This window comes from Spirosoma sp. (assembly GCF_048594605.1).
GTDB lineage: Bacteria > Bacteroidota > Bacteroidia > Cytophagales > Spirosomataceae > Spirosoma.
On sequence record NZ_JBMDWV010000138.1, the window covers coordinates 1 to 23,131 of the forward strand.

Below are 23,131 nucleotides of genomic sequence, written 5' to 3' on the forward strand. Positions count from 1 at the left end.
ATCCGGCGTTACCAAACCTGCTGCTCGACGATTTCTTTAAACAAAAGATCGAAGCGGCTCAGGCCGGATGGCGTCGGGTGTGCGCGGCTGCCCTGAGCAACGGCATTGCAGCTCCCGCGCTCACATCGGCACTTTGTTATCTGGATGGTTTCCGTTCCGAGTGGCTGCCCGCTAACCTTTTACAGGCCCAACGCGACTACTTTGGCGCACACACCTACGAACGTATCGACAAACCTCGTGGTCAGTTCTTCCACACCAACTGGACTGGCGAAGGCGGTGATACGGTATCGACGGCTTACAATAGCTAGTTAATTACACCCTCGTACGGAACAAGGTATGGCGTGATAATGAACAACATTACTCATTATCACGCCATACGTGTTTGTAGCCAATTCACTACGTATAATTGATAACTTTCGGGTTGATTAACAACCCCTAAATTCTTGTAGACAGACTAGAAGTTAGCCAGCGTCAATTTCATTCCTTCATGAGATGCAACAAAACCCAGTGATTCGTAAAACCGAATCGCATCGGGCCGTCGCTTATCGGTTGTCAACTGGATCAGATGGCAACCTTTTTCTGTAGCCCGACGAATCGCGTAGTTAAACACGCTCCTCCCGATGCCCTTCCCCCTATAAGTTGACTTGGTACGTACCGCTTCCATTTGCGCCCGTAAGCCCCCCTGATACGTCAAATATTGGATAAATGAGAGCTGGAACGTAGCAACCAGCTCACCGTCCAGTTCAACTACCGTCAATTCCTGATTCGGATCAGCCTGAATTTTCTCAAAAGCGTTTACATAGCTTTCAGGCAACGTAGCGTCGTGGTTCTCCCGCATTGCACCGAGCGTATCATCCAGCAACATATGAACAATGTCGGGCAGATCATTCTTAGTTGCCTTCCTGAATATCAGATTATTCATGAATAGATTGTTTGTCGAGGTTGTCGGCGTAATAACTTACAACTGCCCTGACGGAACCCGCCCGGCTTTCATCAACTTAACCTGTTCCTGTGTAAACGGTGCTCCTACCAGGGCGGGCGTTTCCTGGTAACAGCGAAACAGATCAGCAATGAAATGCAGTCGCTCAGGTAAATTGGCCCAGTCGGTGGCGCCACTGTCGCGCAGGCTGTTCGAGGTTGGATCTATTTGCTTCAGCAACCCCAGCAAATCCTGATTGCTCAACTCCCGTAGCGAATCGGGGAACGTAGCGGCTAAATCCTGACTCAACCGCAATCGCAGGTTATTCGGTAAGCCAAGTGTCATCAAATGCAACGTAATGACCGACCGAATCTGCTGGCGCGCAATAGACAACAATCGTTCGATGGCTTTTTCTAAGGGTGAAGGCTGTCCCAGAAATCCGTTGAACAGCAGTTTCATGCGGGCAAACAACCCGGTGAATGTTGGAAACAACATCGTAATCAGGCGTGACCGGAAGTCTTCCGGATCAATCGACACCATATCCAGCGATTCGGCAATTTCGGGTTGCAGCCGGGTTTGTTCATGAAAACCAATTTCCAGATTGGCCAGCAATTGAAGCTCAGCCCGTTTTTTCGGATCTTCTTCAAAAAAAGCCTGATAGTAACGCGTAAACGCCTGTTGGAGCAACTGTTGCCCATCGGGTGGCGGGCCGGGACGTAGCGTCTGGCAAAAGCGTTCGAGATTAGCCGCATCGAAGGTTTTATCCGATAGACACGTAGCGTTGAACCGGGCGAATTCCAAACCAATTTCTTCAAATACCTTTCGATTGCCACGACTAACCGCATCGCTGGCCCGACCAACCGACGTAGTGATGAGCAGCCCCAAAATGGATTTTCTGATTTTATCCATCGGCAGGTTTGATCCGAGTTGTTTGGCTGCCTGCGCAATTGCAACAATCAGGGCCTCTGTTTGCGTATTGGTGTTAAGCAGGGTCTCCATACTGCGCCGGAAATCCTCCCGACGAATCGTCTGACCTGCCTGTTTCGACGCCCAGGTCGCAAACGTACACCAGTTAGCTATTGGGCCCGTTCGCGCACCAAACGCAGCTGATAATTCGTAGTAACATTGGGTAATTTGTAAGTTACGAACGATCGGATCAGATAGGGTGACAATTCGAATTACGTCATCGACAGATGGTGTAGTGGTCATTTGTAAAAGGATAAAACGGATGGATAATCTCCGATTTATGGCTCTTGAAGCGAATCAGACATAGGCGAATGTAAAAATTTTTTAAGCACAACAGATGCAGTTCAATAACTATTTCGGGACAGCGTTATTTACTGGTTTATTACCTGACCAAACAGGCTTTTTTTGCTTATTTACAAGGATTTTCCCCACTAAAAGCGAACTGTGTGCGCTTAGGTATTGTTACCCTTATGTAGCCGCTCAAGCGGTCCAGCAATCCCTCCGTTTTATTGTAACGTATCTAACTTGGCTTGCACAAGTCAGTGCTTTTGCGTCTATATTTGGCCCGGTACGTAGTCAAAGCAGGACTTCTAACTCAATCTCTGCCCTGATTACGTCTCTGTCCATCCAGATGCTTCGCAATAAACAGCGGAGATAGTTTCAATCTGAACCTTACATTATGTCAAAAAACTTAGTCATAGTGGAGTCGCCAGCCAAGGCGAAAACCATCGAAGGCTACCTGGGTAAAGACTTTACGGTGAAGTCCAGCTTCGGTCACGTACGTGATTTACCGAAAGATGGACTCGCCGTCGACGTTGTGAACGGCTTTCGCCCTTCTTACGAAATTTCACCGGATAAAAAGAAATTAGTCAGTGAATTAAAAACGCTGGCCAAGTCGGCGGAGGAAGTGTGGCTGGCAACGGACGATGACCGTGAAGGTGAAGCGATCTCCTGGCACCTGAAGGAAGCGCTGGGACTGCGCGACAACACCAAGCGAATTGTATTCCGCGAAATCACCAAGAATGCGATTCAGAACGCCATTAAGTCGCCCCGCACCATCGATGTTGATCTGGTGAATGCGCAGCAGGCCCGGCGCGTACTGGACCGGCTAGTGGGCTATGAACTATCGCCCGTGCTTTGGCGCAAGATTAAAGGCGGCAGTACGGGCTTGTCGGCGGGTCGGGTACAATCCGTTGCGTTACGTCTTGTGGTGGAGCGCGAACGCGAAATTGACAAACACTCGGCCAAATCGTCGTTTAAAGTAACGGCCCAGTTCATCGTCGACGGCAACAAAGTCCTGAACGCCGAACTTCCCAGAAACTTCCCGACCTCGGGTGATGCCCGTAAATTTCTGGAAGCCTGCATTGGCGCTACGTTCACCATCAAGAACTTAGAGGTCAAACCCGCTAAAAAATCGCCGGCGCCACCGTTTACTACGTCGACGCTGCAACAGGAAGCTTCGCGTAAACTGAGCTACTCGGTTGACCGGACCATGCGACTGGCGCAGAACCTGTACGAAGCTGGTAAAATTTCGTACATGCGGACGGACTCCACGAATCTTTCGCAGGAAGCGATCGACAAAGCCAAAGCTGAAATCGAAACCGAGTTTGGTGCGAAATACGTACAGACGCGGCAGTTCAAGACCAAGAACGAATCGGCGCAGGAAGCTCACGAAGCTATCCGCCCGACGAACTTCAACGACCGCAACGCCGGGGCCGATCGCGATCAAAAACGTCTGTACGAACTGATCTGGAAACGAGCCATTGCGTCTCAAATGGCCGATGCTCAACTCGAACGGACAACCGTAACGATCGGCATTAAATTCGCAAATGGAGCTGGTCAGCAGGACCTTAGCTTTGACGTATTCGGCGACGATTTTGATCCGAACAAAAAAGTAACGTTCAGTCCAGAGACTCCGGCTAAAAACACTACGTTCCCCAATGAACTGATCGCTCAGGGCGAGGTGATTAAGTTTGATGGTTTTCTGCGCGTGTATCTTGAATCGAAAGATGATGAGGACGGCGACGAAGATGCAAAAGGTATGTTGCCTCCGCTGACGATCGGGCAAAACCTGAACCTTGGCCAGATGAAAGCAACGGAGAAATTCACCCGCCCGCAACCGCGCTACGCGGAAGCTTCACTGGTGAAGAAACTGGAAGAAATGGGCATCGGTCGTCCATCGACGTACGCGCCAACGATTTCGACCATTATTAACCGGGGCTACGTCGTCAAACAGGATAAACCCGGTCAGGAACGAAAATATCTGGAGTACACACTCAAGAATAATCACATTGACGAGACCAGCGGAAAAGAAACGTTCGGCTCCGAAAAAGCCAAGCTTTTCCCAACTAATACGGGGATTGTCGTGAATGATTTTCTGGTCGAATATTTCCCCGACATCGTTGATTATAAATTTACAGCGACCGTCGAGAAAGACTTTGATGAGATAGCCGATGGAAAGATGAACTGGCAGAAAATGCTGGAAGGATTCTACGGCGATTTCCACAAAAACATCGAAGACATTCAGGGGGCATCAGGCGTAGCGTTCAAAACTGGCGAGCGGGTACTGGGAGCCGACCCGGCCAGCGGCAAACCTGTTTCGGCGCGATTGGGTCGCTATGGTGCCTACGTACAGATTGGTGAAGCCAGCGATGAGGAGAAACCGCGTTTTGCCAACCTGCGCGACGGTCAGTTGATCGAAACCATTACATTGCAGGAAGCGCTGGATTTATTCTCGTTACCGCGCGAAATCGGTTTCTTTGAAGACAAACCGATGATTATTGGCATTGGCAAGTTTGGTCCCTATGTCAAGCACGACGACAAATACGTATCGCTGACCCGCGAAGATGACCCCTACTCGATCGATGCTGACCGCGCGATTCAGCTAATTCAGGCTAAACGGGCAGAATCGGTGAGCGAAACCCTGGGCGACTTTGAAGGGAAGCCTGTCACCACGGGCAAAGGGCGTTTCGGACCATACGTTAAGTTCGACGATAAATATATCTCGATACCACGTAACGAATCGCTAGCAACGCTTTCCTTAGATCGGGCAATTGAACTGATTCAGGCCAAGCGGCAAGCTGAAGCGAATAAATACATCAGGGAGTTTCCGGAGAATCCGAATGTAAAAGTTGTCAATGGGCAATATGGACCGTATCTGGCCGTCGGCAAACGGAACGTCAAGATTCCGAAAGATGTTGACCCGGCTACGTTAACCCTCGAAGACTGCTTAAAGCTGGCGGGCGACGAACCCACCCCCGCCGGAAAAGCGTCTGGCGGTAAAGCAACCAAGGCCGCTACGTCGTCAGGGAAAGCGCCGGCCAAGGCAAAGGCCACAGCCGCGAAAAAACCCGCAACGGCAGCGAAGAAAGCGACTTCGAAGAAATAGCGTAGTAACGAATCTTCGGACTCGGTACTACAGCTTCTAAATCCCGTTACTGACACGTAGCGGGATTTTTTGTTTATTAGAATCCCATTAACGATAGCTTTTAAACCTTGAATTTGCAATCAATCGCTGTTCTTTTTGTCATTTCGACCGGTAGAGAGAAATCTCAAAACTCTAAAATAGACAAGCTTGAGATTTCTCTCTACTGGTCGAAATGACAAAACTGTTAAATCTTAATAACGCTGAAAATTCAACACCCTTCATGGTTCGATCTAAGAGGACAGTTAAAAGTATATTGGAAAATCATCGCTATTTTGCCACTTGAACCATATGCTACGTTGCCATTTTCGCATGAAACACCTGTTTTTATTACTCTTTCTTTCATACACAACATTTGCCCAAACTGAAAATCAATACAACCTCATTCCATTCCCGGCCCGTTTCGCTGGACAGAATGGACAATTCACGCTTTCGGCCAGCACACGCGTTGTTACGTCGCCCGCGACAGATGCCAGTGTTAAGTCGATTGCCCAAACCTTTGTAAATCAGGTCAAAGCGGCTAACGGGCTGGCAATTCCCGTTGCGGCAACAAGCCCGGCGCTGGCCAAGGGCGCGCATATTTTTCTGTCACTGAACAAGAAGCTGAACCTCGGCGACGAAGGCTATAAACTGACCGTAACACCAGCGCGCGTTCTGGCCGAAGCGTCGACAGCCAAAGGCTTATTCTACGCTGTTCAAACCATGCGGCAACTTTTACCAGTTGGCCCTACGCTCTCTGCGCCCAGCCCTGCGCTCACCATGCCTGCATGCGCTATTACCGACAAACCTCGTTTCCCTTACCGGGGTCTGCATCTCGACGTATCGCGGCATTTCATGCCTGTGTCGTTCGTCAAGAAGTACATCGATCTGCTGGCGATGCACAAGCAAAATACGTTTCACTGGCATCTAACCGATGATCAGGGCTGGCGTATCGAAATCAAGAAATATCCGAAACTTACGCAGGTGGGCAGCAAACGTAGCGAAACGCTGATTGGACAGTATTTCCAGAATTACCCGCAACAGTTTGACGGAAAGCCGGTTGGTGGTTTTTATACGCAGGACGAGATCAGGGACGTAGTAAAGTACGCGCAGAGCCGGTTCGTGACAATTGTCCCCGAAATCGAGATGCCGGGTCATGCGTTAGCTGCTTTAACGGCTTACCCGGAGTTGGGTTGTGAACCGACCAAAAACTACCAGGTAGCTGCCAAATGGGGCGTGTTCGACGATGTGTTTTGCCCCTCAGAGAAAACGTTTGGCTTTTTGCAGGACGTACTGACGGAAGTGATGGCTCTTTTTCCTGGAAAATACATCCACATCGGGGGCGATGAATGCCCAAAAACGGCCTGGAAAAACAGTGCGTTCTGCCAGGATTTGATGAAGAAAAACAAGCTAAAAGACGAACATGAGCTTCAGAGCTACTTCATCCGACGTATCGATAAATTTGTGACGAGCAAAGGAAGGGCCATTATCGGTTGGGATGAAATTCTGGAAGGCGGTCTGGCCCAAAACGCTACGGTGATGAGCTGGCGGGGAACGGAAGGTGGTATTGCTGCAGCCAAACAGAAACACAACGTAGTGATGACGCCGACCGGAACCTGCTACATGGATTATTATCAGGGCAATCCAATCACGGAACCACTCGCCATTGGCGGCTATCTGCCACTCGATCAGGTGTACGCCTATGAGCCCATGCCCACCGAACTGACGCCTGCCGAACAAAAATACGTACTGGGCGTGCAGGGAAACATCTGGACGGAGTACACGCCGACTCCCGAAGCAGTTGAGTACATGGTGTATCCGCGTGCAATTGCCATCGCCGAACTTGGCTGGATGCAGGCAGGGCCGCACAATTTCGAGGATTTCGCCCAGCGGCTTAAAAATCACCTGCCCAGGCTGACGAAAATTCCCGTTAATTACGCCAAGCGTCTGTTCGACATTACGGCCGAAACGCAGGGGAACGATCAGGGCCAGTTGCAGGTCGTGCTGAAAAAACTGGATTCGGACAGCCGCATTTTTTATACCCTCAACGGTAAAGAGCCAAACGAAAAAAGTACGGAGTACATTGGACCCATTACGTTGACCAAAACCACAACGATTAAGGCCATTACGTCGACCGGTGGACGGTTGCAACAGACGTTTACGCTGCACAAAGGCAAGAACAAACCATACACCTATGCCATTTCACTTGAAAACAAAAGCGACGCCAGCACCAAAAAACTAACAGATGGTATTCGTGGTGAAACTCCACGCGACCGGCGGCAGTGGGCCAATTTCTTCGGCGATATGGACGTAACGCTGGATCTCGGCGACGTAACGAGCGTAACGAAAGTATCGCTGAACTTTCTGAAAGTGATTCTAGAGAAAAACTTCCCGCCAACGACGGTAGAGATCGCCTTGTCAAAAGATGGAAACGACTTCAAGGAAGCTATCTCTCAATCTGTTACGTATGAACTGAACGGCCCGTGGGATATTCTGCCTGTGGTAGCCGATTTCAAAACCGCTCGTGCCCGCTACGTTCGGATACGTGCCAAAAACGTAGGCGTCTGTCCTGCTGGTCACCCGAACGCAGGCGAAAAAACGTGGTTCGCCACGGATGAAATTGTGGTAGAATAGCAGAGGGCGCGGGGCAAAGGGTAAAAACACCAGATTCAGCACTTTTCCCATGCCCTTACCCCTGTGCCCAATACCTTTACCTCTATGCAAAAAAAAATCGTCGTTCTCTCAGGAGCGGGCATCAGTGCCGAAAGCGGAATTCCGACCTTCCGGGCGTCGGATGGCTTATGGGAAAATCACCGGATTGAGGACGTTGCAACGCCTGAAGCCTGGGCACGAAATCCGACATTGGTGCAGGATTTTTACAACCAACGCCGGAAGCAGGCGCTTAGCGTTCAGCCGAATGCCGGGCACTATGCGCTGGTGAAACTGGAGCAGAAATACGATGTAACGGTCATTACGCAAAACGTCGATAACCTACACGAAAAAGCGGGTTCTTCGAACGTAGTGCATCTGCACGGGGAGTTGTTTAAATCGCGTTCTACGGTCGACGAATCGCTGATTTACGACATCGACGGCTGGGAGCTGAAAGCGGGCGATCGCTGCGAAAAAGGCTCGCAGCTGCGTCCGCACATCGTGTGGTTTGGCGAAGCGGTACCAATGATGGACGCAGCTGTGGACATTACTCAGGAAGCGGATATTTTCATTGTGGTTGGTACGTCGCTAAATGTGTATCCAGCAGCGGGTTTGGTCTATGCCGTTCGGGCTGGCATCCCCATTTACGTCGTAGATCCCAACATCCCGACCATGCAGAAACGCCCTAACGTTACGTTCATCACCGAACCCGCTACGGCTGGCCTGACGCAGTTGGCAGAACAATTGCTGACAGAGGCTTAAAAGCCTTTTATTCTTATCGCTCGCTGAAACAAACCTTTTGCGAGTCCAGCTCTTATTTTGTAAATTACATTGTGCAAAAAAGTACGAAAATAGAACTTGATTTCGAGATTGACGGCCTCACCAACTCGATTCGTAATGTTATTTCAGGCGATAGTTTCGCGACCGAAGTACTTCGCCTAACGAAAGTTGATGTAAAGCAAATGACAAGAAAGAATAGTTGGGCATTCAATTGGAAAATTGAATTGGACGACAATACTAAAGAAGTTTATAAGCTAACGATTGTTAATAATCCGAACATTATTCAAGGGGTTATAAGTTTTACAATTCAGTCCGATCACATTTATATGGATCTTCTTGAAAGCGCCCCATTTAACCGTGGTAGCAATAAACTTTACGAAGGCGTTGCCGGAAATTTGGTTGCTTATGCCTGTAAAGTTTCTTTCCAACATGGCTTTGATGGTTATGTATCTTTCACGGCCAAGACGCAATTGATCGAACATTACACCAAAGCATTAGGAGCGACATTGTTTGGTGGTCAATTAATGATCATTAATACCATTGCAGCAAATAGACTTGTTGATAAATATTTTAAAACTGCATGATATGGGCTATGTAAAAGAACCCGAAGGAGTTGATTTTGTCATTAAAGGCAAGCCACTAACTGATAAGCAAAAGCAGGAGATTAGTGCATTTATCAAGGCGGATAAACAGCAGTTAGAAAAACGCAAAACTAGCTTACCCAAAAGAGCCAAACGTTCGCATAGTACTGCTCAAAGCTGATAACTTTATCGAGCTTTATCAATTAGTACACAGTCGTGTCAAATACCACCCAAAGTCCATATGACAACGGATAAACCCAACACCATTGACGAATACATCGCTGGTTTTCCAGCCGACGTTCAGGAGAAACTGCAACAGGTTCGCGAGACAATCAAAAAAGCAGCACCAGACGCTACAGAAACGGTTAAGTACGCTATGCCGACGTTCACGTTAAACGGTAACCTGGTTTATTTCGCCGGATTCAAAAACCATATCGGTTTTTACGCGACGCCGAAAGGCAATGAAGCGTTTCAGCAAGAGCTTTCGGCTTACAAACAAGGAAAAGGCTCAATACAATTTCCGCTCGACCAACCGATGCCCCTGGATCTGATTGCCCGAATGGTAACGTACCGCGTCGAAGAGAATCTGGGCAAAGCAACAAAACCGAAAACAAAGAAGGGTTAAACGGATTATTGATTAGTAAACCATCAGTCAATTACCGTGAACAAAATCAGCCTTATTTTCTTAACATCCTTATTTATCAGTATAATCGCCAACGCACAAAGCAAAGTTGCCAATTATGCTTACGGCGAACCCGGCACTAATACGTATGAGCATTTAAGTTTTTGGGTGAAAGACGGAAGGCGGCAAAACGTTACGTATATGTACGGCAAAGATCGGAAAGAAGTCAACGTCCGTTACGTTGCTCAAGCGGGCACTTCGGGCTTCACCGTCCAGTTTCCCAACAACACGATCCTGACGATTAAACCAGTTGGCACTAGTTTAAAAGTGACCAATTCCAAAACCAACTACGCCAAAACATTCTCTTGGGAATATGAAGGTCCTGTCAACGGCATTGGTACGTTCTGTACTGTTTGCGCGCAGGACGAAAAGAAAGCCATGAAGCTTCTGAAATCATCCTATTTCAATTGAATCAGGCTTAATCAGGTAGAGATTTCACAACTTCAACTTCACTCCTGCCCGATTCAATCGACCCGTAATCCAGGCACACAGAAGCGCAAAGAGGAAGGATTTCAACAGGCCAATACTACCAATCAACACCACTTCGGGAAGGCGTAGGTGCAGGAAACCCATGAAGGCGTAGGCAAAATACGGCATCAGGTAGCAGAGCAGCGTATCGGTTCCGGCGGGTTTGATCAGAGTAAACCAGTTGGCTTTACCCGCAACATCGGTGAGCCAATAGATGCCGATGAAGGCCAGAATCGTTAAGGCACTACACAGGAAAAGCCAGGCGGGGGTCTCCCGAAGTTTACTGATTCCCCAGAACTGGCGCGTGTAGATTGCCAATCCGATCAGTATGATGGCAATGGCCAGAAAAACGAGTGTCATTTTGGTATTATCGCCCCGATTGCGGTACGTCTGAAACAACGTAGCGATTACGACTCCCCCCATCGTCAGCCCGACTAACGTACCACCACTAATGGCACCGGGAATAACGTGGATAGCTTCGGGCAACAAATCCGCGTGGTTGGCTATACTTAGTAGCACGAAGATTGTCCAGGCTGATACAAGAAACAGCAGTCGATTTCGGGCGAATACCGTAACTAGAGAAGCCGCCAGATACGCCCAGCCAATCAGGCCCAGAATCCCCCACCAGTGTGTCGCAAAACGAGGTTCTTCTTCACCCCGATAGATAAAAGCCAGTATGAGTAAGACGGCTATTCCAAGTCCTTTGCTGCCGTAAAGAACCCATTTTGCTACGGTTTTTGGATAAGCGTTCCAGATCAGGATGAATGATAAACACGATAACGTATTCCAACCGGCTCGCGTCAGGCCCGTTGTGGCTTCGCTGATGGATTCGCCATTGACCAGAAAAACACCCATCACCAGCAGCGCAATCGACCGGCTGATGACATGCCCGACCAACGTAGCGCCCGAATCTCCTTTTTTCCGGCGGGCATTGATCGCAAACGGCAGCGACATGCCCACAATAAACAGAAAAGCCGGAAAAACAGAATCAGCCAATCCCATCCCATCGGCCTCGTGCGATACGTGTTCCAGCCAGAGTGGAATACCTTTTAGCGACCATAGATCATTGACAAAAATCATCAGGATCATCGTGAGAGCCCGTAAAATATCGATGGATTCAACGCGGGCGGGGGTAGCCGTTAACGTAGCAGGTTGCGTGAGAAGAGTTTCTGGCTGAGGCATAAGACAATACGTATTGACCTTTCCCTAAGCGGTCGAATTATTGAGTTGCATAAATTAACCGCCGAATTGGAGTTATGGGCGGTCGTGGTGTCGGATTCTCAAACCCGACACCACATCCCATTTCGGCGCTTATTTAATTCAAGTCAATAATTCGGCCGCTCAAGGAAGCAGACGTACTATAAAACAAATCAGGCCCGGTAATCTACCGGGCCTGATTGTTTATTTGATATACAACCATTTGTTATACAGCGCTTTTTGTTCAGGTGTTACGTTTGGCAGTTGTGTTAATCGATAACTGGCTAATGGGTTCGGCGTGAGCGTAACGGGAATCTCGCGAAGCAGCCCCGATCGGTTGACAAGTACTTTTAAGGTTTCGCCCACTTGCCGATTGCTGATCAGACGTAGCAGATCATCGCCGACCCGAACGCTATCGACGGATAGAATTTCGTCGCCAACATTTAGTCCGTCGGTATACGCAGCCGATCCTCGACGCACACTTGTAACGGTCGATTTTCCTCCTGCAGCCGATATGCCTACGCCCAGAAAACCATCCTGCGTTTTCGCTGCTACGTTGGTTAGCTGCAAGCCCACAGGCTCGAAATACGTATTGTAATTGATTGGTTCAGCCGAGTTGACGCCAATGCTGAAAAAGTCATCAAGACTCCGCCCGGCGATTTGCTCGGCGGCCTTCCGGAATTCATCATCCGTAAAACCGCGCTTCTGCTTCTTGTAATATTCGTTATAGAGGAACCGCATCAGGTCGTCCATGCTACGTTCGCCGTTGCTACCGGCCAGAATCGCCAGATTCAGCAACGTACCCAATACGCTTCCTTTGCTGTAATACGAAATAGTGGTATTGTTTGAGTTCTCGTTCGGTCGGTAGCCTTTAATCCACGCATCCCAGCTCGACTCAGCCGCCGACTGCACCCGAACACCCGGCTGATTCTCGATACCTGTAATGTCGTTGGCAACAATATTGAGGTACGTTTCGGGTGTATGGAAACCCGCCCTACGTAAAATGTAATCTTCATAAAACGACGTACAACCCTCTGACAACCAGAGCATGTGCGTGTAGTTTTCGTTCTCATAGTCGAAGGGTCCGAGCGCGATTGGGCGAATCCGCTTTACGTTCCAGAGGTGAAAATATTCGTGTGCCACCAGCGTCAGAAACCCTTTGTAATTGGCTTCTGTGGAATAAGCGTTGCGGTATGTTTCCAACGTAGTGGAATTCAGATGCTCCAGCCCTCCACCACCTGTGGGAATATGATGGACAATGAAAGTGTAATGTTTGCAGGGATGTTCGCCAACGACCGATGCGGCTGCTTCGCAAACACGCTTGTAATCAGCCTGTAATCGTTTTTCATCGTATTCCACATCGCCAAACATCACTACGGTATGCGGTATGCCGGAAGCTGTAAACCCGAACGTGCGGTGATTACCAATCTCGATAGGGGAATCGACCAGCAGATCGAAATCGGGCGCTTCATACGTAAAGTTGGCGCCTGCTACAGGTTCTAGACCGGTTGCTACGTGTTTCCAATTTTTATACGGCTGGATGACAACGCGATGAGGATACGTTTTTAAGGCATCGTGATACATGAACATACCAGCGGGCGTTACGTATCCGTGATCGGCGTCGATAAAGGAGGTACGCACTGTCAGTTCGTTGGCATACACCCGGTAGCGAATCGTTACGTTGTCATCGCCGGTGTACACACGCCAGGCATTCTTCCGTATTTTTTCACTACGTACGGCTTTTCCGGCGGCCGTTGCTGTAAAGGCTTCGACATTTTTGGCGTATTCCCGAATCAGATAAGAACCCGGTGTCCAGACGGGCATTTTAATATCCAGATACCCATTTTTCTTCGAACTGGTCGTAGCAGCAACATTTTTTAATTGCATTTCGACTTCAAAATAATGGGTCTGCGGCTCGGGCATAGACAACACGTAAGTTATGCCAGGAGGGGTTGCAGCGGGGTTTTCGTCATCGGTTGGGAGAGGCTTGGCGGTTGATGAAAGGAAAATAAAAAAGGTCCAGACAGCAAGTAAATACAGGAGCCGGGCGTTTTTTTTCATACGGAAACAGGAATACCTTCGTTTTTTGTCCAGATTAAACGTGAATTTTGCCAATTCATTGGCGAAACTACGACGCAATCCAGAGAATAAGTAGTTTCCAGTTTAAAGTTTATCGTAATCCTTGCATTCTTCTATGCCCTATTCACTCACCCGAACGGGTCAATGCCAGTCAGGTAGCTTTTCGCTGAGTTGGCTCATCCTGACCCTGGGGTTTCTTTCTTCACTGTCAGTCACGGCTCAGCGAACGCAGAGTTATGCCGAACCGGATTATCATTACCGCAATGGTCTGGAACTTTTCGAGCGCGCCAATTATGCGGCTGCCCGTTATGAGTTCCGGCAGTATCTGGAACCGCGCCGGGGCGATGGCTCGCAAACGCTGTTCAACACGGGCGATCAAAATGCCGTCGAAGCCGAGTATTACATCGCACTGGCCAGTTTGTACATCGATGAACCTGGTGCGGAGTTGCTCGTTGATCGGTTTGTTAAGAACCATAGCCAGCATCCCAAAGCCGCCCAACTTTACGGCGACCTGGGTACGTACTATTACACCCGCCAGGATTATACCAAAGCGATCGACTTCCTGGAAAAAGCCGTTACGCAAGGAGGCAGCAGTTCCCAGCAACTTACGTATAAGTATCAGTTGGGTCTCTCCTATTACAATACGCAGAATTTGCAGAAAGCACTGCCGTTGCTGAATGAGGTCAAGCTCGATAGTAGCTCGCCCGATGCGCCAGCGGCTTCGTATTATGCAGGTGTGATTAATTTCCGAAACCGGAATTTCAACGAAGCTGTTGCCGATTTCCGACGTATCGAGAAAAATCCAACGTATCAGAATCAGGTACCGAACTGGATTGCGCAGTCGCTTTATCGGCAACGCCGGTTTGATGAGCTACTGGCTTATACCGAACCTTTGCTTAAACGGAACAGCGGTTCGGCCATGGGCGAGGTTGCGCTGTATACGGCGGAAGTTTATTACCAGCAAAATCAGTTCGCGAAAGCGATTCCCTATTACAAGCAATACATTACGTCGGCGGGGGCAAAAGCGCCCGGAGCGGTGAAGTTTCGCTACGGTCAATCGCTATTCCGCACCGGTGCTTACAACGACGCAATTACGCAGTTAAAAACATTAGCGGGCGGCAAGGATACAACCGCACAATACGCTGCTTATACGTTGGGTGTAAGCTACTTACAGGTCCAGAATCCAAGTTATGCTTTAAATGCATTCGATCAGGCAGGCCGGTTATCGTTTAGTCCAGAGATACAGGAAGAAGCCCGGTTCAATCACGCCAAACTTCAATTGGATCAGAATAACGGAGCCGATGCGGTGAAGGAACTGACGGCTTTTTTAAAGCAATATCCCAACAGCAAATTTGAGAACGAAGCGAACGAACTCGTTGGCGAAGCTTACTTTGCGTCAAACAACTACCCGGCTGCTATTGCGTACATCGAGGGGCTAAAAAAACGTACGCCAAAGATTAACGCTACGTATCAGCGGTTGACGTACAACCAGGGCGTGAACGATTTCAACGCTGAGCGGTATCCGCAAGCGGTGGCGAATCTGGACAAGTCGCTGAAGTACCCTGTCGACACTGAATTACAACAGGCTGCCCAATTCTGGAAAGGCGAATCGTATTCAGCAGGTAAGCAATACGATACGGCTATTCCGATCTACGCCAGTGTGTCGAAATCGGGGTCGGCTTATGCAACGAAAAGTTTGTACGGCCTTGGTTATGCGTATTATAACAAGAAGGATTACGGCAATGCCGCTACGTATTTCCGGGATTTTGTAAGCAAACGATCCAGCGCTGACGATCAGGCACAGGTTCAGGACGCTACGATACGTCTGGCAGATTCGTATCTGGCGACAAAACAATACGAAAATGCACTACGTTCGTACGATCAGGCCATTGCTCAAAATGCAGCCGATAAAGACTACGCATCGTATCAGAAAGCCGTTACGCTGAGCTACCTCGGCCGGGATTCCGATGCGAAAGCGCAGTTTGATCAGGTCCAGCGTCAATATCCGAACTCTCGGTTCGTTGATGAATCGCAATTCCAGAAGGCAAACGTAGATTTTGAGAAAGGTTCGTATCAGGCAGCCATTCAAGGCTTCACGAAGCTTATTCAGGATAAGCCCAACAGCACGCTCATTCCGGCAGCCCTGTTGAAGCGGGCCATTGCTTACGGAAACATTCAGCAGTACGATCCGGCCGTTGCCGATTACAAACGAATTCTGGACAACTACGGCGACTCTGAGCAGGCGCAAAGTGCTCTACTAGGAATCCAGAACGCGTTGAGTGATGCCGGCCGACCAGAAGAGTTTTCGCAGGTACTGGGGCAATACAAGAAAAGCAATCCAGGTAGCACGGATGTGGAGCGCGTGCAGTTCGATAACGCCAAGGAAATCTATGCCAACGGTAAGTATCCTCAGGCAATCCAATCGCTGCAAACGTTCATGCAGGAGTACCCAAACAGCCCAAACACAAACGAAGCACGTTACTACGTAGCAGAATCGTACCGGCAGACCAATGATCCGGCGAATGCGCTCCGCTCCTATTATCAGATTATTGCCGATAACAAGTCAGACTACGTAGTGCGGTCTGCTACCCGGGCTGCGGATCTGGAAGCGAAACAGAAGAATTACCCGCGTGCCATTCAGAATTACCGGGTTATTCTCAGCAAAGCCAGCGGAAAACCTGAACAGGTTACGGCTCAGTTAGGAATGATGGATACGTATTTCGTTTACCCTAAACTGGATTCTGCGGCTATCCTGGCGCGCGACATCGTAGCAGGTGGTAGCGTAGTGCCGGGGGCACAAAACCGCGCTCAACTAATGCTGGGGAAAGTGGCTCTGGCTAAAAATGATTACAAAATCGCTCAGACTGAATTCGACAAAACGATTGCACTGGCTAAAGATGTAAATGGCGCCGAAGCGCAATACCATCTGGGCGAGATTTTATATAAACAGAAAAAGTACAAAGAGTCGATCACTACGTTGCTCAAGTTCAACGAGCAATTCGCTGATTTTGAGTACTGGAAAGGCAAGGCGTTTATCCTCGTCGCCGACAACAACGTAGCGTTAGACGAAACAACGCAGGCAAAAGCCGTACTGAATTCAATTATCGAAAACTCATCCGACGAAACCATCATCGCTGAAGCCAAACAGAAACTGGCTACGGTGGAGTCTAAAAACTAAGCGATGTATGATGTATGATGTATGCTATAGGACGTAGTTGCACGCAGCAATTACCTATACTTACATCATACATCATATATCATACATCAAAAGTATGATTCATCAAACCCGCCCCCTTCTCACCCTTACGCTCCTTTCGCTGTCGGCAACGCTATGGGCACAGCAGCAACCCAAGCCTACCCGACCTACTAAAGAAGGCGAAATTGATACGCAGGAAATTACGGTCGAAAAGAGCCGTAAAATCACATTACCGCCTGCCAATCGGCTTTTCAACAAAATCCCGTCCGTCAAACCTTCGGCTGAACAACGGAAACTGACGTATGAATTTGAAGACCGAAAACTAACCGTCGGCGACCCACGCATAATGCCTGGTGTATTGTCACCAGCTACCACGCAGGTTGATGAAACGTCGGGCTACAGCAACTACGTGAAGCTGGGCGCCGGGAACTACAGTTCATTTTTGGGTGAAGGATTTGTTGGGCTTAACACACTCTCTAATCTATCACTGGAAGGTTCGGTACGACACCTATCGTCGGGTATCGGGCCTGTCGATGGCAAGAATTCGAGCCAAAGCGATACACGGATTCGGGTTACGGGCAAATACTTAACCGATGCGTTTAAGCTACAGGGCGATTTAGGTTTTGATCGAAACGCTTACAACTTCTACGGATATAGTCGCGAGTACGCAGCCTCACCGAGCTTTAATCCTGACTTAATCAAGCAAAACTTGAATACCGTCAATTTTAAATTAGGTATTGAAAACGCCAAAACCGAAAATGCGATTGATTACTCTCTTCGTACGGGTATTACATCGCTTAAAGATCGGTTCAATGCATCCGAAACGGACTGGGGTACTAATCTCAACGCATCCCTTGGCATTACCGATAATATTGTGGCACTTGTTGCAGCTGATGCCTACGTAACGCAACGCTCCGACGGCTCCATTGTGGATAACCGAAATCTTTTTCGGGTAAAACCAACCTTCAAATACACCTCTCCCCAATTTACCATCACAGCGGGGATTAACGCCGTTAATCAGACCGATAAACGTCAGAACATCAACGACACGCGGGCTTTTCCAGTCATTGACATCGACTTTGTTCCAACAGGAAACATTCACGTATTTGCGGGGGTCGACGGCGATATTAACCGAAATACACTACGATCGTTGCTGGGCGAAAACAAATGGCTTGCCCCTCAGGTCGTGTTAGCGAATACAATCAAGTCGCTGGATGTCTACGCCGGAACAAAAGGTAATCTGGGCTTAGGCTTCTCGTATGAAGGTAAGGTTTCCTACGCTCGCTACCGGAATTTCTCTACATTCAACAATTCGCAGCCTGACACAACCAAGTTTGCGGTGCTTTATGATGGAGGTCTTTCAAACGTATTGACCGTATCCGGGCAGCTTGGTTATGCGCTAAAAGATAAATTCCGCTCAGCACTGAAAGCTGATTTTTTTGGCTACGATCTCGAACGTCTTGAACAAGCCTGGGGCCGTCCGCAAACAACTGTTACCTGGACGAACTCTTACATTCTGGATAAAAAATTATTCGTTACGGCCGATTTGTATTTTTATCAGGGCATCGTCAACAAAAACTTTACTTCTAACGTGCTCTACACCCTAAAACCGATCTATGACGCCAACGTTAAAATTGACTATTTCCTAGGAAAACAGGTATCTGCGTTCGTGTCGTTAAATAATATCTTTAGCCAGAATTACCAGCGGTATTTGTATTATCAGTCGCAAGGCCTTAACTTTCTCGGCGGAATCAGTTACTCATTCTAATCCCCACCGGCGCATACTATGGCTTCCGTTAACGATTATCTCAAAAAGCTGCTGTATCAATACGACTGTGTAGTTGTTCCCGAGTTTGGCGCTTTTCTGACACACTATCAACCGGCAGCCTTTTCCGAAGCCAGCGGCCTTTACCTCCCTCCCCGCAAGCGCGTTGCTTTTAATGAAGCCCTTCGTTTTGACGATGGTATTCTGGCCAATTACATCATGTTACATGAGCCCGTAACCCGCGAGGGAGCTCAACGGCACATTAATGTATTTGTAGAAGAGCTACGGGAACAAGTTGACGTAACAGGTCACTTTGAATTAGATGGCATTGGTACGTTTAGCCGCAATACTGAAGCAAAACTCCAATTTGATCCCAGTCTGCGGCATAATTTTTTCGGTGAAGCTTTCGGCATGAGTGCCCTTTCGGTACAGTTAGTTAACCGTCCTGCTCCGGTAGAAAAACCAATTGAAGCAGTACCTGTTACAACGCTTGGCCCTGTACTTGTTCGGGACGAAGACGTAACGTTAACTCCCTTGCAACCTGCCCGCCCCTACTGGCGCGTGGCTGCTGCGGCCCTACTCGTTGGCTCATTAGGTTTGGTTAGCTATTTTTCGGTTATCAAACCCGACCAACCTCTGCAGAGCAGTTTAGACCCGGCTAATCTGTTCAGGATACCAGCCGCCTTTACTACGTCAGCAGAAGTGAAGGATATGCCGAAAAAGGTTGTGGTAAGTCATAAATCGATTGCGCCAATAACCACTCCTGCTGACAAACCGACTCTAGAACCAGCACCTGTCGTACCTGCGGTGGTTGCGCCTACTCCAGTTACGACGGAAACTACCGTCAATGGCGAAGTTGTCGCTAAACCAGAAGAGATGACCAAGAATGCACCTCCAGTAGATATAGCTCCTGCGTTACATCCCAGTAAACACTTTACAATTATTGCTGGCGTATTTTCCAGGAAAGAGAAGGCTTTGCCCCTGGTGAACTATTTACATAAAGCTGGCTATACAGATGCTTACGTCATCGTTCAGGGACGAAAAGCATTACGTTATAAAGTGGCTGCGATCGGTTCTGATGATAAAGCGGAACTTCAGTCTCACATTCCGGCCATCAGTAAGGTGATTGGCTCAACCGCCTGGATTTATACAAAATAGCTAGTAAGACAACCTAACAAAAAAGGCAGTTCATAATGAACTGCCTTTTTTGTTAGGTTGTCTTACGTTACGATTGCCGTAAAAGCAGGATCGACCACAAGACGCTGAAACGAAACTTTTAGCCTAAATACGTCTTAAGGGCTTTCGACCTGGATGTATGACGCAACCGACGAATGGCTTTTTCTTTTATCTGCCTAACCCGCTCACGAGTCAGGTTGAATTTCTCACCAATCTCCTCGAGCGTCATCGCGTGTTCGCCATTCAAACCAAAATAAAGTGTGATCACATCGGCCTCGCGCTGCGTCAGCGTTGAGAGAGCACGTTGCACTTCTTTACGTAGCGAATCGTTGATTAGGCCTGAGTCAGGTTTATCTTCACCATCGTTCTCGAGTACATCCAGCAAACTGTTTTCTTCTCCTTGTACAAAAGGAGCGTCCATAGATACGTGACGACCCGAAATCTTTAGTGTATCGACAACTTCAGCAGCTGAAATTTCGAGTACTGCGGCCAATTCTTCCGGCGACGGTTCGCGCTCGAATTTTTGCTCAAGGTCCGAGAAGGTTTTCGAAATTTTATTCAGCGAACCAACCCGGTTAAGTGGTAAGCGAACAATCCGCGACTGTTCGGCCAAGGCCTGCAGAATGGACTGACGAATCCACCATACGGCGTACGAAATGAATTTAAACCCGCGTGTTTCGTCGAAACGCTGGGCGGCCTTAATTAATCCTAAGTTTCCTTCATTGATCAAATCGCCTAACGACAAGCCCTGGTTCTGGTATTGTTTAGCAACAGACACCACAAAACGCAGGTTTGCTTTCGTTAGTCGTTCCAGCGACAGTTGATCGCCTTCCCGTATTTTTTGGGCCAGCGTTACTTCCTCATCGGGCGTAAGCAGGTCTACTTTACCAATTTCCTGTAAGTATTTGTCTAACGACTGGCTCTCACGGTTGGTAATCTGTTTTGAAATCTTTAGCTGTCTCATGATACGTTTTCCCCGGTGGAATAACTATGTAACGCTATTATTGGACTATGCATTACTTAAAAAAGTAACAACGACTTACGCGTTTTTGTTCTCTGGCTTTGGAAGCAGTGCTTTACGCGACAAGCGGTATTTTCCTGTCTTTTTATCGATATCGATCAATTTTACAGTTACTTCTTCACCAACCTGCAATACGCCTTCCATCGACTCCAGACGTTCCCATTTAATCTCGGAAATATGCAAAAGTCCATCTTTGCCTGGCATGAATTCCACGAAGGCTCCGAATGGTTGAATGGTTTTCACCTTGCCCACGTATGTCTCACCCACCTCGGGCACAGCTACAATACCTTTCACGCGTGACACGGCCTTATCCATGCTTTCTTTATTGGTAGCAAAAATGCTTACCCAACCAGCATTGTCGCGTTCGTCAATATTAACAACAGCGCCGGAGTCTTTCTGGATATCCTGAACAACTTTACCGCCAGGTCCAATAACAGCACCAATTTGATTCGTGTCAATCTTAATAACAATAGCACGGGGAGCGTGCGGTTTGAGATCTGAGCGAACCTCGGCGATTCCTTTCTTCATCTCACCCAGAATGTGCAGCCGGCCAATGCGGGCTTGTTCCAGCGCCTGCGCCAGCACTTCATACGACAGCCCATTCACTTTCAGGTCCATCTGACAGGCAACAATACCTTTTTCGGTGCCTGTTACCTTGAAGTCCATGTCGCCAAGGTGATCTTCATCGCCCAGGATATCCGACAACACAGCATATTTGTCACCGTCCGAAATTAGGCCCATGGCTATACCTGCAACCGGTGCCTTGATTTTAATACCAGCATCCATCAGAGCCATTGTGCCTGCACAAACAGTTGCCATGGACGATGATCCGTTCGATTCCAGAATATCTGAAACAACCCGAATCGTGTAAGGATTTTCGGCTTCAGGTGGTAATACCTTCTTCAATGACCGATGCGCCAGATTTCCGTGACCGATTTCGCGACGACCAGCCCCCCGATTTGGTTTTACTTCACCCGTTGAGAAGCCTGGAAAATTATAGTGAAGCAGAAACTTGGCATACCCTTGATGCATAGCCTGATCAACAATTTGCTCATCAATCTTAGTGCCGAGGGTCACGGTTGTCAGAGATTGAGTTTCTCCACGTGTGAACAGCGCCGAACCGTGAGGGCCAGGCAGAAGGCCCACCTCAGTCGAAATAGGACGAATTTCGTCTAATTTCCGGCCATCGAGACGCACACGCTCATCAAGGACTAAACGACGAGACGCTTCCCATTCCAAATCATGAAGATAGGTTTTTATCAAGCTTTCGTCTACTTCTGAATCATCCCCAAACGTTGCCAGGTACTCTTCACGTATTTTTCTAAAACTATCAGAACGACCTTTTTTGCTGGCATTTTGCTGGCGGGCTACGTCATAAATTTTTCCGTAGTTATTTTCCCGAACGGCAGCCCGTAGGGTTTCATCGTGCGTTTCGTGGCTATATACACGTTTTTCGGTTTTGCCAACTTTCGCTTCCAATTCCTTTTGAGCCTGACATTGTATTTTGATAGCGTCGTGAGCTGCTTTCAGGGCTTCTATGACTTCGGCTTCTGAACATTCATCCATTTCGCCTTCTACCATACAAATATCTTTCTCGGTAGCAGCAACAATCAGGTCAAGAGTTGCCCGTTCAATGTCAGCCGATTTCGGATTGATTTTATATTGACCGTCAACTTTAGCCACACGCACTTCTGAAATAGGCCCATTGAATGGGATATCCGATACGGCTAATGCTGATGACGCAGCCAATGCGGCTAACGCATCAGGCTGCACTTCAGGATCGGCTGAAATTAAGGTAATAATTACCTGTGTATCGGCATGGTAGTCTTCAGGGAAAATAGGACGTAGTGCACGGTCTACTAAGCGACTAATCAGGATCTCATGATCGCCTAATCGTCCCTCCCGACGCTGAAAGCTGCCAGGAATACGTCCTGCTGAAGCAAACTTCTCTTGATAATCAACCGATAAAGGTAGGAAATCAACGCCTTCTTTGGCTTCTTTACTTGATACAACAGTGGCTAACAACATTGTGTCACCCAACCGTACAACCACCGCGCCATCGGCTTGTCGAGCCATTTTTCCGGTTTCGATGGTAATTTCCCGCCCGTCAGGCAACGCAACGGATTGCGTGGTAATTTGAAACATAAAACAGATTTTGAATACGTCCTCTTACAGCTTTTCGATCTACGTTATTGTAAATCATACCTCATTTATTAACTCTCGTTAATTGTTTCTCTACCACACTCATC

The 23,131-nt window shown here is 48.3% G+C and carries 16 protein-coding genes and 1 pseudogene; 11 read left to right on the forward strand and 6 right to left on the reverse strand.

Annotation, left to right across the window (positions count from 1 at the left end; translation table 11 throughout):
* Positions 1-308 (forward strand): annotated as a pseudogene (locus ACOJS8_RS08940) (NADP-dependent phosphogluconate dehydrogenase); the annotation flags it as partial.
* A 146-nt stretch (positions 309-454) separates the two neighbouring features.
* On the opposite strand, the gene ACOJS8_RS08945 reads toward ACOJS8_RS08940, so the two are convergent.
* Positions 455-922 carry a GNAT family N-acetyltransferase gene (locus ACOJS8_RS08945; RefSeq protein ID WP_420148195.1) on the reverse strand — a complete coding sequence of 156 codons (468 nt, stop codon included), beginning with the start codon at positions 920-922 and terminating at the stop codon, positions 455-457.
* 36 nt (positions 923-958) lie between these two features.
* A complete protein-coding gene (locus ACOJS8_RS08950; RefSeq protein WP_420148196.1) occupies positions 959-2,128 on the reverse strand; it encodes a hypothetical protein in 1,170 nt (389 codons plus the stop codon).
* Between the two features lie 436 nt (positions 2,129-2,564).
* Here ACOJS8_RS08950 and topA point away from each other — a divergent pair, with 436 nt between their 5' ends.
* From topA to ACOJS8_RS08985, 7 genes are all read left to right on the forward strand, one after another.
* Positions 2,565-5,273 (forward strand): type I DNA topoisomerase, encoded by a 2,709-nt coding sequence (gene topA, locus ACOJS8_RS08955; protein WP_420148197.1) that lies wholly within the window; start codon positions 2,565-2,567, stop codon positions 5,271-5,273.
* Between the two features lie 348 nt (positions 5,274-5,621).
* A complete protein-coding gene (locus tag ACOJS8_RS08960; RefSeq protein ID WP_420148198.1) occupies positions 5,622-7,922 on the forward strand; it encodes a family 20 glycosylhydrolase in 2,301 nt (766 codons plus the stop codon).
* An 84-nt stretch (positions 7,923-8,006) separates the two neighbouring features.
* A complete protein-coding gene (locus tag ACOJS8_RS08965; protein ID WP_420148199.1) occupies positions 8,007-8,699 on the forward strand; it encodes an SIR2 family NAD-dependent protein deacylase in 693 nt (230 codons plus the stop codon).
* 71 nt (positions 8,700-8,770) lie between these two features.
* Positions 8,771-9,301 (forward strand): hypothetical protein, encoded by a 531-nt coding sequence (locus tag ACOJS8_RS08970; protein WP_420148200.1) that lies wholly within the window; start codon positions 8,771-8,773, stop codon positions 9,299-9,301.
* A 1-nt stretch (position 9,302) separates the two neighbouring features.
* Positions 9,303-9,479 carry a hypothetical protein gene (locus tag ACOJS8_RS08975; protein ID WP_420148201.1) on the forward strand — a complete coding sequence of 59 codons (177 nt, stop codon included), beginning with the start codon at positions 9,303-9,305 and terminating at the stop codon, positions 9,477-9,479.
* Between the two features lie 60 nt (positions 9,480-9,539).
* On the forward strand, positions 9,540-9,923 hold the full coding sequence (locus ACOJS8_RS08980) for an iron chaperone (protein WP_420148202.1): 384 nt from the start codon (positions 9,540-9,542) through the stop codon (positions 9,921-9,923).
* 36 nt (positions 9,924-9,959) lie between these two features.
* Positions 9,960-10,391, forward strand: coding sequence for a hypothetical protein (locus ACOJS8_RS08985; protein WP_420148203.1), 432 nt, complete (start codon positions 9,960-9,962; stop codon positions 10,389-10,391).
* 24 nt (positions 10,392-10,415) lie between these two features.
* Here the strand turns inward: ACOJS8_RS08985 and ACOJS8_RS08990 are convergent, their stop codons facing one another.
* Both ACOJS8_RS08990 and ACOJS8_RS08995 read right to left on the reverse strand, forming a co-directional pair.
* A complete protein-coding gene (locus tag ACOJS8_RS08990) occupies positions 10,416-11,630 on the reverse strand; it encodes a hypothetical protein (protein ID WP_420148204.1) in 1,215 nt (404 codons plus the stop codon).
* Positions 11,631-11,849: 219 nt separating this feature from the next.
* On the reverse strand, positions 11,850-13,706 hold the full coding sequence (locus ACOJS8_RS08995; RefSeq protein WP_420148205.1) for a M61 family metallopeptidase: 1,857 nt from the start codon (positions 13,704-13,706) through the stop codon (positions 11,850-11,852).
* A gap of 133 nt (positions 13,707-13,839) precedes the next feature.
* Between ACOJS8_RS08995 and ACOJS8_RS09000 the strand changes: the two genes are divergently transcribed.
* The 3 genes from ACOJS8_RS09000 (at position 13,840) to ACOJS8_RS09010 (ending at position 19,843) form a co-directional block, all read left to right on the forward strand.
* On the forward strand, positions 13,840-16,902 hold the full coding sequence (locus tag ACOJS8_RS09000; RefSeq protein ID WP_420148206.1) for a tetratricopeptide repeat protein: 3,063 nt from the start codon (positions 13,840-13,842) through the stop codon (positions 16,900-16,902).
* A 94-nt stretch (positions 16,903-16,996) separates the two neighbouring features.
* A complete protein-coding gene (locus tag ACOJS8_RS09005) occupies positions 16,997-18,688 on the forward strand; it encodes a TonB-dependent receptor (protein WP_420148207.1) in 1,692 nt (563 codons plus the stop codon).
* A gap of 18 nt (positions 18,689-18,706) precedes the next feature.
* Positions 18,707-19,843, forward strand: a complete 1,137-nt coding sequence (locus tag ACOJS8_RS09010) for an SPOR domain-containing protein (RefSeq protein WP_420148208.1) — start codon at positions 18,707-18,709, stop codon at positions 19,841-19,843.
* Between the two features lie 118 nt (positions 19,844-19,961).
* Here ACOJS8_RS09010 and ACOJS8_RS09015 read toward each other — a convergent pair whose 3' ends face one another.
* Both ACOJS8_RS09015 and pnp read right to left on the reverse strand, forming a co-directional pair.
* Positions 19,962-20,825 (reverse strand): sigma-70 family RNA polymerase sigma factor, encoded by an 864-nt coding sequence (locus ACOJS8_RS09015; RefSeq protein ID WP_009282104.1) that lies wholly within the window; start codon positions 20,823-20,825, stop codon positions 19,962-19,964.
* A 75-nt stretch (positions 20,826-20,900) separates the two neighbouring features.
* Positions 20,901-23,027, reverse strand: coding sequence for a polyribonucleotide nucleotidyltransferase (gene pnp / locus ACOJS8_RS09020; protein WP_420148209.1), 2,127 nt, complete (start codon positions 23,025-23,027; stop codon positions 20,901-20,903).
* Positions 23,028-23,131: the final 104 nt, after the last annotated feature.